This window comes from Nocardia mangyaensis, assembly GCF_001886715.1.
In the GTDB taxonomy this organism is placed as follows: Bacteria; Actinomycetota; Actinomycetes; order Mycobacteriales; family Mycobacteriaceae; genus Nocardia; species Nocardia mangyaensis.
This window is the reverse complement of the sequence record NZ_CP018082.1, coordinates 2,620,649-2,634,417: the sequence shown is the minus strand read 5'-3', so window position 1 is coordinate 2,634,417 and position 13,769 is coordinate 2,620,649. Positions and strand designations below refer to the sequence as shown.

The 13,769-nt window shown below is 69.4% G+C and carries 14 protein-coding genes; 7 read left to right on the top strand and 7 right to left on the bottom strand.

The genetic code is table 11. From position 1 onward, the window contains the following. Nucleotides 1-13 precede the first annotated feature (13 nt). Entirely contained in the window at nt 14-1,108 is a 1,095-nt protein-coding gene (locus BOX37_RS11945; protein ID WP_071927709.1) for a FecCD family ABC transporter permease, read from the bottom strand. Then, nucleotides 1,105-2,181 (bottom strand): FecCD family ABC transporter permease, encoded by a 1,077-nt coding sequence (locus tag BOX37_RS11940; RefSeq protein WP_071927708.1) that lies wholly within the window; start codon nt 2,179-2,181, stop codon nt 1,105-1,107. Before BOX37_RS11940 ends, BOX37_RS11945 begins: the two co-directional genes overlap by 4 nt. A gap of 66 nt (nt 2,182-2,247) precedes the next feature. On the opposite strand from BOX37_RS11940, the gene BOX37_RS11935 reads away from it, so the two are divergent. Beyond that, the gene (locus BOX37_RS11935; protein ID WP_240505311.1) at nt 2,248-3,183 is read left to right on the top strand and encodes an ABC transporter substrate-binding protein; all 936 of its coding nucleotides are present in this window, start codon (nt 2,248-2,250) and stop codon (nt 3,181-3,183) included. Between the two features lie 35 nt (nt 3,184-3,218). On the opposite strand, the gene BOX37_RS11930 is transcribed toward BOX37_RS11935, so the two are convergent. Then, nucleotides 3,219-3,908 carry a PadR family transcriptional regulator gene (locus BOX37_RS11930; RefSeq protein ID WP_071931410.1) on the bottom strand — a complete coding sequence of 230 codons (690 nt, stop codon included), beginning with the start codon at nt 3,906-3,908 and terminating at the stop codon, nt 3,219-3,221. A gap of 106 nt (nt 3,909-4,014) precedes the next feature. On the opposite strand from BOX37_RS11930, the gene BOX37_RS11925 reads away from it, so the two are divergent. Further along, a complete protein-coding gene (locus BOX37_RS11925; protein ID WP_071927707.1) occupies nt 4,015-4,521 on the top strand; it encodes a flavin reductase family protein in 507 nt (168 codons plus the stop codon). 45 nt (nt 4,522-4,566) lie between these two features. Here the strand turns inward: BOX37_RS11925 and BOX37_RS11920 are convergent, their stop codons facing one another. After that, nucleotides 4,567-6,189 (bottom strand): flavin-containing monooxygenase, encoded by a 1,623-nt coding sequence (locus BOX37_RS11920; RefSeq protein ID WP_071927706.1) that lies wholly within the window; start codon nt 6,187-6,189, stop codon nt 4,567-4,569. A gap of 196 nt (nt 6,190-6,385) precedes the next feature. Here BOX37_RS11920 and BOX37_RS11915 point away from each other — a divergent pair, with 196 nt between their 5' ends. The 5 genes from BOX37_RS11915 (at nt 6,386) to BOX37_RS11895 (ending at nt 11,259) form a co-directional block, all read left to right on the top strand. Then, nucleotides 6,386-7,921 (top strand): FAD-binding protein, encoded by a 1,536-nt coding sequence (locus BOX37_RS11915; protein WP_071931409.1) that lies wholly within the window; start codon nt 6,386-6,388, stop codon nt 7,919-7,921. Nucleotides 7,922-8,010: 89 nt separating this feature from the next. Then, nucleotides 8,011-8,382 carry a nuclear transport factor 2 family protein gene (locus BOX37_RS11910; RefSeq protein ID WP_071927705.1) on the top strand — a complete coding sequence of 124 codons (372 nt, stop codon included), beginning with the start codon at nt 8,011-8,013 and terminating at the stop codon, nt 8,380-8,382. A 7-nt stretch (nt 8,383-8,389) separates the two neighbouring features. Continuing rightward, on the top strand, nt 8,390-10,054 hold the full coding sequence (locus BOX37_RS11905) for an FAD-binding protein (protein ID WP_071927704.1): 1,665 nt from the start codon (nt 8,390-8,392) through the stop codon (nt 10,052-10,054). Between the two features lie 14 nt (nt 10,055-10,068). Beyond that, nucleotides 10,069-10,326 (top strand): hypothetical protein, encoded by a 258-nt coding sequence (locus BOX37_RS11900; RefSeq protein ID WP_071927703.1) that lies wholly within the window; start codon nt 10,069-10,071, stop codon nt 10,324-10,326. Nucleotides 10,327-10,386: 60 nt separating this feature from the next. After that, a complete protein-coding gene (locus tag BOX37_RS11895; protein ID WP_071927702.1) occupies nt 10,387-11,259 on the top strand; it encodes an alpha/beta fold hydrolase in 873 nt (290 codons plus the stop codon). 257 nt (nt 11,260-11,516) lie between these two features. Here the strand turns inward: BOX37_RS11895 and BOX37_RS33265 are convergent, their stop codons facing one another. From BOX37_RS33265 to BOX37_RS11875, 3 genes are all read right to left on the bottom strand, one after another. Beyond that, nucleotides 11,517-11,921: a Fic family protein gene (locus tag BOX37_RS33265; protein WP_338039865.1), complete on the bottom strand. Its 405-nt coding sequence runs from the start codon at nt 11,919-11,921 to the stop codon at nt 11,517-11,519. A gap of 88 nt (nt 11,922-12,009) precedes the next feature. Continuing rightward, the gene (locus BOX37_RS11880; protein ID WP_071927699.1) at nt 12,010-12,837 is read right to left on the bottom strand and encodes a mycofactocin-coupled SDR family oxidoreductase; all 828 of its coding nucleotides are present in this window, start codon (nt 12,835-12,837) and stop codon (nt 12,010-12,012) included. Between the two features lies 1 nt (nt 12,838). Continuing rightward, entirely contained in the window at nt 12,839-13,636 is a 798-nt protein-coding gene (locus tag BOX37_RS11875) for a mycofactocin-coupled SDR family oxidoreductase (protein ID WP_071927698.1), read from the bottom strand. Between the last annotated feature and the right edge of the window lie 133 nt (nt 13,637-13,769).

The following is a 13,769-nucleotide window of genomic DNA, read 5'->3' as shown; positions in this document are numbered from 1 at the left end:
CGGAGTGGTTGTTTCAGACACGGTGACGAAGACCCTCTCGTACCAGCAGCCAGATGAGGAAGATCCCGCCGATGCTCACGGTGATGACGCCGACGGGCACCGGGGCGGGGAAGGCGTGTTCGGCCACCAGGTCGCTGACGCCGAGCAGGAGCGCGCCGGTGCACGCGGCGGCGAAGATCCCGGCGCCGGGCGTTCGGGTGATGCCGCGCGCGATGTGCGGTGCGGCCAGCGCGATGAACGAGATCGGGCCCGCGGCCGAGACCGACAGCCCGACCAGGACCGTGGCGCCGAGCAGCAGACCCATCCGCGCCCGCCCACTGCGCACGCCCAACGTCGTCGCCACGGTGTCACCGAGGTCGAGGGCGTGGAAGGAGCGATTCAGCAGGACGATCAGCGGCGCCACGATCGCCAGGCCGGCGGAAACGGTCAGCACGTGCCCCCAGCCGCGGCCGCTGAGCGAACCGATCAGCCACGCGTTCGCGACCGCCGCCGACGGCAGGAACGCCCGGCTCAGGACATAGGCGGTCACCGAGCTCGACAGCGCGCCCAACGCGATGCCGACCAAGACCAGCCGGGTGCCGCGCAGCCCCCCGATCAGGGTGAGCACACCGATGATCGCGAAGGTGGCCAGCGCGCCGACCGCGGCACCGACCGCGCCCATCGTCAGGGTGCCGCCGAACGAGATCAGCACGATCACCGCGCCCGCGGCCGAGCCGCTGGTGAACCCGATGATGTCCGGACTGGCCAGCGGATTGTGGTAGAGCCGCTGGAAGATCGCGCCCGCCGCGGCCAGACCACCACCCACCCCGACGGCGACCAGGACTCGGGGCAGTCGGCGATCGAAGACGAAGAACCGGTCGAGCCTGCGCTGCGGTTGGCCGGTCATGGTGTCCCACAGCGCGGTCGGGCCGATGGTGTACTCCCCCACCATGAGCGAGACCAGCACCATCACCACGACCAGGGCCGCCAGGATCGCGGTGACCACCGTGGCGCGCCGGTCGAAGCGCATCGTGGACCGACCGACCCGCAACACCACATCGCTGGCGGTGACGCCGGTCTTGGTCAGGCGCCGTGAGCCGGGCCCGCCCAGTGGCGTGGTGACGGTCATGATCCCGCCCCCATCCGGCGGCTCCAGACGATGAGCGCGATGAGCGCCGGGCTGCCGACGAAGGCCGTCATCACCCCGACCGGCACCGGCTCGCCACCGCCGATCAGCCGGCCGAGCACATCCGCGCCGAGCAGCAGCGACGGCGCCAGCAACATCGACAGCGGCACCAGCACCCGGTGATCGGAGCCGACCAGGTATTGCGCGATGTGATAGACGAGCAGGCCGACGAACGCGATCGGTCCCGCCAGCGCGGTGGCCGCGCCACACAGAATCGTCACCACGACGAAGCCGAGCAGCCGCACCCGGCCCAGGTTCACCCCGAGTCCCGCCGCCGTCCGATCGCCGAGGCTCAGCGCGTTGAGTGCCCGGCACAGGGCGAGGGCGAGCAGCGCGGCGCCGAGCACGTACGGCAGCAGCGGGATCACGTCGGCGAGATCGCGCGCGGCCAGTGAACCGATCCGCCAGAACCGGAAGGAGTCGAGCACGCTCTCATCGATGAAGACCAGCAGCTGGGTGACCCCGGACAGCACCGCCGCCAACGCCACCCCCGAGAGCGCCAGCCGCAACGGCGACGCGGTCGCCTGCCCGATCATCGACAGCAGGTAGACGATCACCGCGGCCGAGCCCGCACCGGCGAAGGCGAACCAGGTGTAGCCGGTGACGCCCATCCCGCCGGTGATGGTGAGACCGATGACCACACCGAGCGCCGCGCCCGCGTTGACGCCGAGCAGGCCGGGGTCGGCGATGGGATTGCGGGTGAGCGCGCCGATGACCACACCGGCCGCGCCGAGACAGACCCCACAGACCAGCCCGACCACCGTGCGGCTCAACCGCCAATCCCCGATGATCACGCGCACACTGGCATCGCCCTGCCCGAACAGCGCGGCGAGGACCTCGCCCATCGGGATCGACTTGGCACCGATCGCCAGGCTGGCCACACAGACACCGAACAGGACGATCGCCGCGATCAGCAGGACCGCACCACCGCGAGCGAGCAGTCCGAGTCCGGCGCCGTCGGTCTCGGGTGGGGAAGAGCCGTGTTCCGTGGACACGGCGGCACGACTCGAAGACACCGGCGGACTGTACCGGCCCCAGCAAGGGTAGGGCAACCTTGGTTAGGTTCGGCTAAGGTGCACCCCGTGAAGACCGAGAACAGAAGAAGACACCGGCTGACCGTGGCGCTCGGCGCGGCCATGGCCGCGATGGGGCTGGTCCTGACCGGCTGCGGTTCGGCAGATTCCGAGGTTGCCGACGGGCACGTGGTGCAGCACGCGATGGGCGAGACGACCGTGCCCGCGCAACCGCAGCGCATCATCGTGCTGGACTCCCCGCACCTCGACGCGCTCGTCTCGCTCGGCGTCACGCCGATCGCGATCACCGAGCGCGCGATGGGCTACGGCCCGCCGAAGTACCTGGCCGACAAGCTCGGTGGTGTCGCGACCGTCGGCACGATCCAGGAACCCGATCTGGACGCGATCGCCAATCTGGAACCCGATCTGATCATCGGCGCCAAGATCCGCCACGAGCCGCTCTACACCCAGCTCGACAGCATCGCCCCGACCGTGTTCTCGGAGACCTCGGGCACCAACTGGCACGATCAGGCCCGGCTGACCGCCGACGCGGTGGGCAAGACCGACGAGATGGAGCAGCTGCTCACCCAGCTCGACACCCGGGCCAAGGCCGTCGGCCGGCAGATCGGGGCACCGGACAAGACCGTGTCCATGGTCCGGTTCACCGAGGACCGCTTCCGCCTCTACGGCCCGGAGACCTTCTCGGGTTCGCTGCTCGCCCAGCTCGGGTTCACCCATCCCGCGCGCGAGTGGAACCAGTATTCGATGGCCGAGCTCGATCCCGAGCAGTACGAGCAGATCAACGGCGACATCGTGTTCCACGCCGACTACAACGGCTCCACGGCGGGCACGACCAAGAGCCGGGTCTCGGCACTGTGGGGCTCGCTGCCCGCGGTGGCGGCGGGCCAGGCCTACGAGGTGGCCGACGACACCTGGATGCTCGGCATCGGCGTGCTCGGCGCGAACGAGATCATCGACGACATCGAGCGCCTGACCGCCAAGTGAGGCCACGGTGGGGGCGCCTGGTGCGCCCCCACCGGTCAGTCGACCGTGTCGTGTTCCCATTCCTCGTCGCGCACGCGCTGCTCGATCTCGCGCCAGCGGCCCGGGGTCGGATGCGGATATTCGGCGCGGTCGTCGTGTTCGGCGGTGGCGAGCAAGATGGCCGCCTCGTCGATCTCGTCGATGAGCTGCTGGGCGAGTTCGCGTTCGGCGGCGTAGTGGCGCTGGGCCCACTGCAGCACGATCTGTGAATAGGCCCAGCCCGGTTCGGCTTTCGCCGCCTCGGCGTCGACGGCGGCGCGTTGTTCGAGCTGATCGACGTCGGCGATGTGGTCGCGCAGGATCTGCTTGAGCCGCTCCGGTGACCCGAGGTGACCGAACATCACCCGCACCAGCACATGGTGCTTGAGCACCGACGGATCCACGGGCGCCTTGTTCCACCACGTGGTGACCGCGACCCGACCGGAATCGGTGATCCGGTACAGCCTGCGCCCGCGCATGGCGTTGTCGCTGTCGAGGCGCGAGGTGGCGAAGCCGTGCTGCTCGAGCTTCTTCAGTTCGGCGTAGATCTGGCTGTAGGACGGGGTCCAGTAGAAGTAGCGCAGACTCCAGTCGGCCCACTTCTTCAGGTCGTAGCCGGAGACCTCTTCTTCATACGAGAGCATGGCGAGCACCGCCCAGCTGGTCGGCGGCAGGTTGGGCACGCCGGGGTCGGAGTCGCTGGTCACCATCGGTGCATGCTACCAACCGGGGAGGTCGCCTCGGCGGGGTCGACAACCGCTCACCGGGAGAACATCTTGAGCGGGTCACCGCCGGCGACGGAGGGTGGGAGCCATGAATGCAGACAACCTTGTCATCGACGCCGGTGTCCCCGGCCCGGCCGAGCTGCGCAGGGTGCTCGGCCACTTCGCGACCGGTGTCGCGGTGATCGCCGCCCACGACGGGACCCGACCGCTGGGCTTCACCTGCCAGTCGGTGGTGTCGGTGTCGCTGGATCCGCCCTATGTCTCCTTCTGTCCGGCCAAGACCTCGACGAGCTGGCCGCTGCTGCGCCGGGCCGGGGCACTGTGCATCAACATCCTCGCCGAGGAGCAGCGCGAGATGTGCCGTGGGTTCGCGGTGAGCGGGGGCGACAAGTTCGCCGGGGTCGAGTGGGACCGGGCAGGCAACGGCGCGCCCGCCCTGCGCGGGGCGCTGGCCCAGATCGAGGCCACCGTGGAGCTCGAGCACGACGCGGGCGATCACACGGTGGTCCTGGCCCGGATCGGAGCGCTGCGCGCCGCCGAGAGCGGGCGGCCGCTGCTGTTCTATCGGGGCGAGTTCGGCGGATTCTCCGCGTGAGGGCGGCGGCGGGGTGCTCGTCGTCGGACCACCCCGCCGTCGGCGTCACGCCTCGATGACGTCGAAGCCCTTGTACTGCGCGGCCGCGACCTCGGCGATGATCTGGCCGTACACGCCGAAGCCGCCGACGAAGGGCATGAACACTCGCGGCCTGCCCGCGATGTTGGCGCCGAGGTACCACGAGTTCGCCTGGGTCATCAGGGTTCCCGCCGCCCGGGCCGCGCATTCGTCGACCCAGGCCGCGACCGCGTCGGCGCGCGCTTCCAGCGCCACCGCTGCCCTGGTTTCGAGGAAACCGATGGCCTCGGCCACCCAGTCGACGTGCAGTTCGGAGTGCAGCACCATGTTGGCCAGCACCGAGGGACTACCGGGACCGGTGAGATTGAACAGGTTCGGGAAGCCCGTCATCCCCAGTCCCAGATAGGTTTTCGGCCCTTCATGCCATGCCTCGTTCAGAGTCCGGCTGTCGCGCCCGACGATGTTCATCCGCGCCACCGAACCGGTCATCGCGTCGAAGCCGGTGGCGAGCACCAGGGTGTCGATCGGATAGTGCGCGGCGGTGGTGTGCACGCCCTCGGCGTCGATGCGGGCGATGGGCGTGGTCTTCAGGTCGACGAGCTCGACATTGTCGCGGTTGTAGGTCTGGTAGTAGTTCGTGTCGGTGCAGATGCGTTTGGTGCCGATCGGGTGATCGCCCGGGACGAGCAGGTCGGCCACTCGCGGATCGTCGATCACGGCGCGCACCTTCTCCTCCCAGAACAGCCGCGCGGTGTCATTGGCGGCCGGGTCGGTCAGCTGATCGGGGAAGGTCTTGCTGAACAGCACTCCGCCCAGCGCCCAACGCTTCTCGTAGGCGGCCCGCCGCTCCTGCTCGCTGACCGCGAGGGCCGGTTCGGGGTGCGCCTGGTGCGGTGAGCCGCCGCCGCTGGCCATCGACAATTGCCGCCGCCGCGCGTAGTCGGCCTTCTGCGCCCGCCGGTCCTGCTCAGTCAACAGCGTATTTCCCGCGGGCACACTGTAATTGGCGGTGCGCTGGAAGACGTGCAGCCGCTGTGCCTGTTCGGCCAGGCACGGGATCGCCTGAATCCCGGAGGATCCGGTGCCGATGACACCGACCCGCTCGCCGGTCAGATCGACTCCGTCGTGCGGCCAGTGCGAGGTGTGCAGCACCCGGCCGGCGAACGTGTCGAGACCCTCGATCGCCGGGGTGTTCGCGTTCGACAGTGGGCCGGTGGCCAGCACGACGAACCGGGCCGTCAGCGCGCGCCCGGTGTCGGTGTCGACCTGCCAGCGCAGGGTCTGCTCGTCGAGCACGACATCGGTGACGCGCGTGCCGAATTCGATGTCGCGGCGCAGGTCGAAGCGGTCGGCGACGTGTTCGAGATAGGCCAGGATCTCGGGTTGGGCGGCGTACTTCTCGCTCCAGTCCCATTCCTGCTGCAGCGCCTCGTCGAACGAGTACGAGTAGTCGACGCTCTCGACGTCGCAGCGCGCGCCAGGATAGCGGTTCCAGTACCAGACCCCGCCCACCCCGTCGCCGGCCTCGAGCACGCGCACGGTGAGCCCCCGGCTCCGGAACTTGTGCAGGGCGTACAGGCCCGCGATGCCCGCGCCGACGACGACCACGTCGACCTCGGCCGGGCCCTGTGCTGGTGACGATGGCTTCACTGTGCCTACCTTTCGATGGAGACGGTTCTCCGCGGCGACGCTAGGGACGCGCGCGCTGTTCGAGCAGGTGGCCCTCCCGCTGACCGGCACGTTCGCCGAAGCTGTTGCCCTCCCGGTGATCGGGACGATCCGCACCGCGCCCGTGCCCGGCGGGCCTACCGTCGTGCTCATCGCGGGGTGGTACCGGAAGGAGACAGTGGTGGACTGGAACGACGAGGTGGATGTGTTGGTCGCGGGTTCGGGCGGTGGCCTGGCCGGTGCCTACACCGCCGCCCGCGAAGGGCTCAGCGTCGCCGTCGTCGAGGCGACCGACAAGTTCGGTGGCACGACGGCGTACTCGGGCGGCGGCGGGGTCTGGTTCCCGGTCAACCCGGTGCTCGAGCGCGCAGGCACCGACGACACCATCGAGGACGCGCTCACCTACTACCGCGCCGTCGTCGGCGACCGCACGCCCGACGAATTGCAGCAGACCTATGTCCGGCGGGGCCGCGACCTCATCGAATACCTCGAAGCCGACGACCACTTCGCGTTCCAGATGCTGCCGTGGCCGGACTACTTCGGGAAGGCGCCCAAGGCTCGGCTCGACGGTCAGCGCCACATCATGCCGGTGCCGCTGCAGGCCGCCGAACTGGGCGCCCTGCGCGACTCGCTGCGCGGCCCGCTCGACACCGACCGGCTCGGCGCGCCGCTGCCGGAGTTGCTCATCGGCGGGCAGGCCCTGATCGGACGTCTGCTGTGGGCGCTGTCGACCTACCCGCACGCCCGGCTGTACCTGGATTCGCCGCTGGTGGAGCTGGTGCTGGAGGACGATGTGGTGACCGGCGCGATCGTCGAACGCTACGGCGAGCGGGTCGCGATCCGCGCGCGACGCGGCGTGGTGCTCGCGGCGGGCGGTTTCGAACAGAACCAGCAGCTGCGCGAGCACTACGGTGTGCCGGGACTGGCGCGAGACACCATGGGGCCCTGGGGAAATCAGGGGCGGGCGCATCAGGCCGGGATCGCGGCGGGTGCCGACACCGACCTGATGGATCAGGCGTGGTGGTCACCGGGGCTGACCCACCCGGACGGGCGGTCGGCGTTCGCGCTGTGGTTCACCGGTGGGATCTTCGTCGACCAGCGGGGCAAGCGGTTCGTGAACGAGTCCGCGCCTTACGACCGGCTCGGGCGCGAGATCATCCAGCGGCTCGACGAGGGCGCGCTGAACCTGCCGTATTGGATGATCTACGACGACAAAGAAGGCGAGGTGCCGCCGATCAAGGCCACCAACGTGTCCATGGTCGAGACCGAGAAGTACGTCGCCGCCGGGCTGTGGCACACCGCCGACACCCTGCCCGAACTCGCCGCGAAGATCGGGGTACCGGCGGAGAATCTCGTGGCCACCGTCGACCGGTTCAACGCGCACGTCGCCACCGGCGTCGACCCCGATTTCGGGCGTGGCGACGAAGCCTACGACCGAGCCTTCTCCGGCGGTGAGCCGCCGCTGGTGACCATCGACAAGGGCCCTTACCACGCGGCGGCGTTCGGGATCTCGGATCTGGGCACCAAGGGCGGACTGCGTACCGACAGCGCCGCGCGGGTCCTCGGTCGCGACGACGAGCCGATCGGCGGGCTCTACGCCGCGGGCAACACCATGGCCGCGGTCAGCGGCACCGTCTACCCCGGCGGCGGCAATCCCATCGGCGCCTCCATGCTGTTCAGCCACCTGGCTGTGCTCGACATGCTCGGCACCTGAGACCTTCCTCCCGCTGGCCGGGAGAACCGGTCCGACGCGGCCACCGGCCGTGGTTCGGTGCACCAAACCCCTCATTCCAGGAGCAACACATGGCATCAGCAGACGACATCCGAGACACCGTGCGGCGGTATGTGGAGGCGGTCGGCAGCGGCACCGCCGCCGACATCGTCGCCCTCTACCGCGAGGACGCGACGGTCGAGGATCCCGTCGGTTCCGAGCCCCATGTCGGCCATGCCGCCATCCGGAAGTTCTACGACGTGATCGAACCGCTGGAGCGATCGAGCGAGCTGTTCACCGTGCGCGTCGCGGGCGACAGCGCGGCGTTCAGTTTCCGGATCGTCACCCGGTTCGGGGAGCAGAGCTTCACCCTCGATCCGATCGATGTGATGACCTTCGACGAGAACGGGCTGATCAGCAGCATGCGCGCGTTCTGGTCCCCCGACGACATGGTGACCGGCTGAGGCGACGATGACTGCACCTGAACAACAATCCTGGGACCACGAGGTCGGCTTCCTGGTCGTCGGCAGCGGCGCCGGTGGTCTCACCGGCGCGCTCGCCGCCGCCGACCGCGGGCTCGACACCCTGGTCATCGACAAGGCGTCGGTCTACGGCGGCAGCACCGCGCTCTCCGGCGGCGGCATCTGGGTCCCCAACAACCCGACCCTGCTGCACGCCGGGCTCGGCGATTCCCGCGCCGATGTGCGCGCCTACCTCGACGCGGTCGTCGGTGACCGGGTGCCCTCGGCCAACATCGACCGGTTCATCGACGAGGGCCCGCGGATGCTCGAGTTCCTCGAGACCAGCCCGCACCTGCGATTCCAGTGGTGCACCGGCTATTCCGACTATCATCCCGAGGCGCCCGGCGGACGTCCGGCAGGCCGATCCATCGAGCCGTTGCCGGTGGATCTGAAGCAGCTCGGCGACGACGAGGAACTGTTGCGGCCCGCCGCGCTCGCGACGCCGCCCGGCCTGTTCATCACCTCCAAGGACTTCGTCCAGCTCAACATGGTGACCCGCACCTGGAAGGCGCGCTGGACGGCGCTGCTGACCGGGCTGCGGGCAGTCAAGGCGATCGTGTTGCGCAGGCACATGGACACCCTCGGCCGGGCGTTGATCGCCCGCTTGCGGCTGGCCTTGCGCGATGCCGGTGTCCCACTGTGGCTCGACACCCCGCTGCGCTCGCTGATCACCGACGACACGGGCGCGGTGCTCGGCGTGGTGGCCGAACGCGACGGCCGCGAGATCCGGATCCGGGCGCGCCAAGGCGTGCTGCTGGCGACCGGCGGCTTCGAACACAACCAGGCCATGCGCAAGCGCTACCTGCCCGAGGGCGGCCGCGACAACTTCAGCGCCGCCTCCACCGACAACACCGGCGACGGCATCGTGGCCGGTGAGCAGGTCGGCGCCGCGGTCGATCTCATGGACGACGCGTGGTGGATGCCCTCGTTCCAGCGGCCCGGCGGCCTCAACCAGGTGCTGGTGTCGGAGCGCTCGATCCCGCGCTCGATCATCGTCGACGGCGCGGGCAGGCGGTTCACCAACGAGGCGTCACCGTATGTGACCTTCGTGCACGCCCAGCTCGCGGGCAGCCACGATCCGGCCTGGCTGATCTTCGACACGAAGGCCAAGGGCCGCTATCCGATCGGCGGCATCGTGCCCGGGCAGAAGTTCCCGGCCTCGTGGCTGGAGACGGGCCTGATCCGCACGGCGCCGACCGTCGCCGAACTGGCCGCGGCGATCGATGTCCCCGTCGCCGCGCTGGGTGCGACGGTGCAGCGCTACAACGAGTTCGCGCGCGACGGCCGGGACGAGGATTTCGATCGCGGGATCAGCGCCTATGACAACTACTACGGCGACCCGACGCTGCCGCAACCCGCGCTCGACGTGCTCGACAAGGGCCCGTACTACGCGTTGCGCGTGCGCATCGGCGATCTCGGCACCAAGGGCGGTCTGGTCTACAACGACAACGCCCAGGTGTTGCGGGCCGACGGCAGCGTCATCGCCGGGCTCTACGCCACCGGCAACACCGCGGCCGCGGTCATGGGCAACGACTACGCGGGCGCCGGCGCGACGATCGGTCCCGCCATGGTGTTCGGCTATGTCGGCGCGCGTCACGCCGCGGGCGAACGCTGAGAGTGAGGACGACCATGCAGCCGATCCAGTGCGGTACCTGCGGGAACAAGGTTCTCGCCGAGAAGTTCAGTCCGAGCCACACCAGCGTGCAGTGGCTCGACGACGCCGAGTCCGCGTGCCCGGAGTTCGCCCGCCGGGCCGCGCTCGGCGAGCACAGCAGCTGGATCCCCACCTGTCCGGCACTGCGCGATTCCATCGAAAAGGCCGTGCTGGAAGGCGAATTGGCGACCGATCAGCTGCGCCACGAGCCGGTCCCCGGCCGGCTCGGCTGAAGCATCGAAACAAGGAGAACTCATGAACGAACGCGACGACCTGGGCGTGGTGGCGCCCTGATGGACCTCGACTACGACCACACCCTGCGCGAGATCCGCACGGACGCAGGCGTTCTGCGCTACCACGAAGCGGGCGACGGTCCGCCGCTGCTGCTCCTGCACGGGTCCGGGCCTGGTGTCACCGGCTGGCGCAACTTCCGCGGCAATCTCGCGACCTTCGCCGACCGGTTCCGCTGCCTGATCCTGGAGTTCCCCGGTTTCGGTGTGAGCGAGGACTTCGGCGGTCACCCGATGGTCACCGCCCTGGACGCGGTCGGTCGCTTCGTCGACGCGCTGGATCTGGAACGCGTCGACATCATCGGCAACTCGATGGGCGGCGGGGTCGCGCTCAATTACGCGATCGCGCAGCCGGATCGGGTCGGCAAGCTGGTGACCATCGGCGGTATCGGCCGCAACATCTTCAGCCCCGGCCCTGGTGAGGGCATCAAGCTGCTGCAGGAGTTCACCGAGGAACCCACCCGCGAGCGGCTGATCCAGTGGCTGCATTCGATGGTGTTCGACCCGGCCATGGTCACCGAGGAGCTCATCGAGGAACGCTGGACCCAGGCCACCGACCCGGCCACCCTCGATTCCGCCCGCCGGATGTACAGCAAGGCCGCGTTCGGTGCGATGGTCCGAGCCATGGAAGCCTCCGACGCACCCCCACCCTGGGCGATGCTGCACAAAGTCAAGGCCCCCACCCTGATCACCTGGGGCCGCGACGACCGGGTGAGCCCGCTGGACATGGCCCTCATCCCGATGCGCACCATCCCCCGCGCCGAACTGCACGTGTTCCCGAACTGCGGACACTGGGCGATGATCGAACGCAAGGCCGAATTCGAATCGGCCGTCCTGGCTTTCCTCACCCGCGAGGACCCCGCGCGAGGGGTATGAACCTCCCCGTATCCGTGCTGCGCGGGCCGTCGTGATCCGGTGGCCCGCGCATTGTCGTTCCGGCGGCACCGCAGTGGATCAGCGCTGGGTGATGTCGCGCTCTGGCACGGAATTCCCGCTGGTTGCGATCAGTTCGTATGACGTACTTCGCCCGCTCGAATCGGAGCGTCGTAGTGCGCCGAGGTCGATGAGTTCGTTGATGTCGCGGAGGGCGGAGGCCTGAGAGGTTTTGGTGATGATCGCCCATTCGCGGCTGGTCAGTTTTCCGTCGAAGCCGTCCAGGAGCCGGCTGAGCATGTCGATCTGGCGGGGTTCATCGCTGTCGCGTGCCAGGTCCGCCAGAAGCTCGCTTTTGCTAGTGCCGCGTCGATGGCGGTGTCGGCGTTGATGATCGACTGGTGTAGCGCGTCGAGGAACCAGAGCAGCCAGTCGGTGACATCGAGGTTGCCTCGTTGGGTGCGCCCGAGGATGGCGTAGTAGTTCTCGAGGTCGCGCTGGATCTGAGCGGACAGGCTGTAGAAGCGGCGGTGGCTGTGCTCGGATCGGGCCAGGGCCAGATCGCCGAGGGCGCGGGCGATTCTGCCGTTGCCATCGTCGAATGGGTGGATTGCCACGAACCACAGGTGTGCCAGGCCCGCTTTCAGTACCGCGGGTTCGGGGATCGCGGCATTGGCCGATGGACCGAATGCGTCGGACCCGTGCGCAGGCTGCTGCGGGGGCCGCAGGCGCGGGCGCCCCGCAGCGCCTGGTTCAGCGCTGGGTGCTGCCCGCGTCGACCGGCAAGGTCACCGCGGTGATGTAGCGGGCCTCGTCCGAGGCCAGGAACAGGGCGGCGTTGGCGATGTCGACCGGTTCGACCCACGGGATGGGGAGCATGTTCATCGTCACGGCCGCCTCGGCGAATTCCGCACGGGTCGGCTTCTCCAGGTCGGGGCGGAACTTCTGGCGCACCATGTCGTTCTGGATCATCAGGGTGTCGACATTGGTGGGGTGGACCGAGTTCACCCGGATGTGGTGCGGGGCGAGTTCTTGGGCCAGGGAGCGCATCAGGCCGACCACACCGTGTTTGGCGGCGGTGTAGTGGGCGACGCCGACGAGGCCGCGCAGGCCCGCGATCGAGCTGGTCAGGATCATCGACCCGCTCCCACGCTCGATCAGGTGCGGCGTGGCGGCCTTGCAGGTCTGCCAGACGCCGGTGAGGTTGATGTCGATCATCGTCTGCCACTGCTGCTCGGTCAGGTCCAGTGCGCCCGCGCTCGAGGTGATTCCCGCGGTGGCGCAGACGATGTCGAGACCGCCGAGTTCCTTGACGCCCGCGTCGACCGCGGCACGGAGGACGGTGCCGTCGCGCACGTCCACGATGTCGGCGACGATCCGCGCGCCGGTCGCCTCGACCGCGCGGACGGTCTCGTCGAGGTCCTCGCGGCTCGCCGGCGGGGTCACCACGGTGTCGACCGGGCCGCAGAGGTCGACGGCGATGATGTCGGCGCCCTCCTGCGCCAAGCGGATCGCCTGGGCGCGGCCGATGCCGCGGGCGGCGCCGGTGATCAGCGCTACTTTGCCGGAAACACGTCCCATGTCACACCTTCTGAATCAGTCCGGCATCCACCACGAGCTGGGTTCCCGTCACGAAACGGGACTCGTCGGATGCGAGGAAGAGCACGGCATTGCTCACGTCGACCGGTTCCACCCACGGCACCGGGAGCAGAGTGCGGCGTTGCAGTGCCTCGGCGGCGTCGTCACGCGTCGGGTTCGGCAGGTCGGGGCGGAGTTTGGCGTAGACGGCGTCGTTGAGGATCATCGGCGTTGCCACCGAACCGGGGTGCACGGTGTTCACCCGGATCCCGCGTTCCCCCAGCTCGTTGGCCAGGGTGCGGGCCAGGCCGACCACGGCGTGCTTGCTCGCCGAGTAGTGCGCGGCGGTGGCCGCACCGGTCAGGCCGTTGGTGGAGCTCACGATCACGATCGATCCGCCGTCGACCAGGGCGGGCGCCCCGGCGCGCACGGTGTGCCAGACACCGGTCAGGTTGATGTCGACGGTGCGCTGCCAGGCCTGGTCTGCCATCTCCCAGGAGGGGCCGAGGTCGGTGTAGATGCCCGCGTTGGCCACGATCACGTCGAGGCGGCCGAACGCGCGCATGCCCGCGGCGACGGCGGCGTCCAGCGAATCCTGGTCGCGCACATCGGCGATGCCGGTGACGCACCGGGTGCCCGCCGCCTCGACCGCCGCGGCGGTGGCCGCGAGTTCGTCGCTGGCGGTGGCGATGTCGAGTGCGATGATGTCGGCGCCTTCCTCGGCCAGCCGGCGACAGTGGGCCCGGCCCATGCCGCCGGCCGCGCCGGTGACCAGCGCGACGCTGTTCTGCATACGTTTCATCGGCCCGAGGCTAGGGTCGGCACCTGCCGCATCCGCCCTGGTCGTCCCGGTCAGCGGGCAGTGCGCGGCGGCCTCCCGGCCATCGGGATCGATCGGCGCCACCGCGTGGCCGCGCTGCCACCGTTACCCACGT

Excerpts from the sequence above, each read along its gene's own strand:
- BOX37_RS11925 (WP_071927707.1), top strand. The coding sequence starts at position 4,015 with ATGAATGCAGACAACCTTGTCATCGACGCCGGTGTCCCCGGCCCGGCC.
- BOX37_RS11910 (WP_071927705.1), top strand. The coding sequence starts at position 8,011 with ATGGCATCAGCAGACGACATCCGAGACACCGTGCGGCGGTATGTGGAG.
- BOX37_RS11875 (WP_071927698.1), bottom strand. The coding sequence starts at position 13,636 with ATGAAACGTATGCAGAACAGCGTCGCGCTGGTCACCGGCGCGGCCGGC.
- BOX37_RS11905 (WP_071927704.1), top strand. The coding sequence starts at position 8,390 with ATGACTGCACCTGAACAACAATCCTGGGACCACGAGGTCGGCTTCCTG.
- BOX37_RS11900 (WP_071927703.1), top strand. The coding sequence starts at position 10,069 with ATGCAGCCGATCCAGTGCGGTACCTGCGGGAACAAGGTTCTCGCCGAG.
- BOX37_RS11880 (WP_071927699.1), bottom strand. The coding sequence starts at position 12,837 with ATGGGACGTGTTTCCGGCAAAGTAGCGCTGATCACCGGCGCCGCCCGC.
- BOX37_RS11895 (WP_071927702.1), top strand. The coding sequence starts at position 10,387 with ATGGACCTCGACTACGACCACACCCTGCGCGAGATCCGCACGGACGCA.
- BOX37_RS11945 (WP_071927709.1), bottom strand. The coding sequence starts at position 1,108 with ATGACCGTCACCACGCCACTGGGCGGGCCCGGCTCACGGCGCCTGACC.